Raw genomic sequence first — 2,548 nt, forward strand, 5'->3', positions numbered from 1 at the left:
CAAGGAAGCCGAGTCGAGCTTCTTGGTGTGGCAAGCCAAAGGTACGTACCCGCTGGGCACACCCGATCGCTCCGAAAAACAGATCCAGTCTGCGGTAGCGGACGTGTTCTCGAAGTACCCGGAACCAAAATCGACGAAAAAGTAGGGCTTGCCCTAGGCCCTCTTATCGAACCGCGCGAGACGGTACGACGACAATAGATCTACGTCCACGCCGTCGAGGATCTCGATGGCTGCGAGCCGGCCGACGATCGGTGTGAGCGTGACTCCGCTGTGCATTACCGCAAGATAGATGTCCGGCGCTCCGGCCGAGAAGCCAACAATGGGATAGCCATCTCGCGGCAAAGGGCGCCACCCGAGAGTCACCCGTTCTAGCTCGAGCTCCGAAAGTCCGGGAAGATAGGTCCTTCCCGACGCAAGGATCCTCTCGCCTTCCTCACGGCTCGCCTCGGTCACCGGCGCGGCGCCGAATCCCATCCCCGCCACCACACGGCCGTCGAGGTGCTGCTTCATATGCGCCCCTGGCGACAGCACCACTCGCTCGATGAGAGGAGAGGCCGGCCGTGTGTGTGCGAGAACGCCGGGGGAATCCACGAGAGGCACCTCGAGTCCGACCTTGGCCGCAATGGCGGGCGTTTCCACGCCTGCCGCGATGACGAGCACGTCGACCGCGAAGCTCCCCTGGGACGTCGTGACTCCCCGCAACCTCCCCCACTTGACGTCGACGTTTTCGACTTCGCAGGGATAGACGATCCTGGCACCCGCGCGCCTTGCGTGATCTACGAGTGTCTGGGTTGTCTTTACGGGATCGAGGCTTCCTTCCTCCTCGCTCCAGGAAGCGGCGAGAACCTCTCCGGGCTCGAGATTCTTTTCCAGCTTCTCGAACTCCTCCGGCTCGATCAGCCGAGTTGGATAACCCCACGCCTGATGAAGCTCTACCTGCTCTCGAAGCCAACGAGCCCGTTCGCTGCTGGCATACCATTCGATGCTTCCGCCCCAACGCACCCTCAAGTCGCCGCCGAGCTCCGCTTCCAGGTGACGGTACCCGAGCGCGCCCAGTCGGTTCAAGAGATGGTAGTGGTGCGGCTTCTTGGAGAAGGTCGCGTTCACCCAGGCGAATGAGTTCGCAGTGGCCCCGGAAGCCGGCTCCGCCTTCTCGAAAAGGGTCACATCGGCGCCCCGCCGCGCCAGATGGTAGGCGATCGACGAGCCGATGATTCCCCCGCCGACGATCCCGACTCGCCGGGGCGCGCCGAGCGTATCGCGAACTCCGGAGAAGGTCGCCGCCGCGACCCCGGACAATACGCGAACGAAACACCGGCGATCCATGAAGTCCCGCGAGCTTTATACCACCCTCGCCTACGCGACGCGAGATTTGCTCGCCGGCGATTTCCTCCTGCGCCTGGTTGCTCGGGACTTCCTCTCGGGCTCCGAATCGAGGTGCCGCTCGAGCGCCTGGAGGCGCTCGGTCCACTCGTCCGAAATCAGCTCCAGGTGGCGGCGCGCCACGCCGAGCGAATCGGGCTCGAGCTCCCATCGGCTTTCTCGTCCTTGCCTGACAACTTGGACCAGTCCCGCCTCGGCGAGCACGAGCAGATGCTTGGTGACCGCCTGTCGCGTCACTTCCGTGCCGGCCGTGAGACGGGCGATGGACTGTGGCCCGCCCGAGCACAGGCGGGCCACGAGGCGCAAGCGTGTCTCGTCCCCGAGAGCCGCGAAAATGGGTGCGGAAGCCAGGTAAGCGCCCCTCTTCGCGGCCATCGTCAGGACCCGCCGAGGTGCCGCTCGATAGCCTTCATCTGGGCGGCCCAACCTTCCTCGTTGTCACGAAACGCCTTCGCGCGCCGCGCGAGCGGGATCTTGTCGAATCCCGTTTCCACCACGGTGAGCAACGTTCCGCCGGGGACCTCTTCGAGCTCGAAGACGACCAGGGTGGTGGGCTCGTCGGAGAAGGACTCCCCCGGCTCGGCAGCGCCCGGATGCCAGCGCCACGAGAACAGGCGCTCGGGCTCCATACGCTCGATGGTGACGTCCATCGTCATGTGCTCGTAGCCCTTGTGAGTGACTCGTCCTTGAAGCTTCCCCCCCGGACGGAACGGCTCGGTGAAAATCGCCCCGAACCAGCTGCCGAACTCCCTCGAGTCGGTGAGGGCCTTCCAAACCCGAGAGCGGGGGTGGCGAAGCCGGATCTTCTTCTCGATGCGATCGGTCGTGGTCGTGCCCATGGAACCTCCTCTGAATTCCAGTAATGCAACCATTCGGTTGCATTTTGCAGATTACCCCGAGATGTCCTCATATGCAACTAAAAAGTTGCACATTACGAACGCGCACGCAACAACGGACGAGACACGGTTCTCATCCGCGAACGAGGTAGAATCCCTTCCCAGAGCGTGAGCAAAGATCTACGCCATTTCTTGCAGCTCGTCGAGAATCTCGCGGGCGAGCTCCTCGTGCACGTCGACCGCGAGGTGAGCCCGAAGTGGGAGCTTTCGGCGATTCAGAAACGTCTGGAGTCAGAGGGCTCACTCCCGATCCTCGTTTTCAACCGGGT

At 63.2% G+C, this 2,548-nt stretch carries 3 protein-coding genes; all 3 read right to left on the reverse strand.

Features of this window, described 5'->3' with window-relative positions:
- Nucleotides 1-153: 153 nt before the first annotated feature.
- The 3 genes from VEK15_20395 to VEK15_20405 are packed head-to-tail and all read right to left on the reverse strand — an operon-like array spanning nt 154 to nt 2,222.
- A complete protein-coding gene (locus VEK15_20395) occupies nt 154-1,326 on the reverse strand; it encodes an FAD-binding oxidoreductase (GenBank protein HXV63072.1) in 1,173 nt (390 codons plus the stop codon).
- 30 nt (nt 1,327-1,356) lie between these two features.
- Nucleotides 1,357-1,758: a metalloregulator ArsR/SmtB family transcription factor gene (locus VEK15_20400; GenBank protein ID HXV63073.1), complete on the reverse strand. Its 402-nt coding sequence runs from the start codon at nt 1,756-1,758 to the stop codon at nt 1,357-1,359.
- A 2-nt stretch (nt 1,759-1,760) separates the two neighbouring features.
- Complete coding sequence (locus VEK15_20405; GenBank protein HXV63074.1) at nt 1,761-2,222, reverse strand: SRPBCC family protein; 462 nt, start codon at nt 2,220-2,222, stop codon at nt 1,761-1,763.
- Nucleotides 2,223-2,548 lie beyond the last annotated feature (326 nt).

The organism is Vicinamibacteria bacterium, assembly GCA_035620555.1.
Classification (GTDB): Bacteria; Acidobacteriota; Vicinamibacteria; order Marinacidobacterales; family SMYC01; genus DASPGQ01.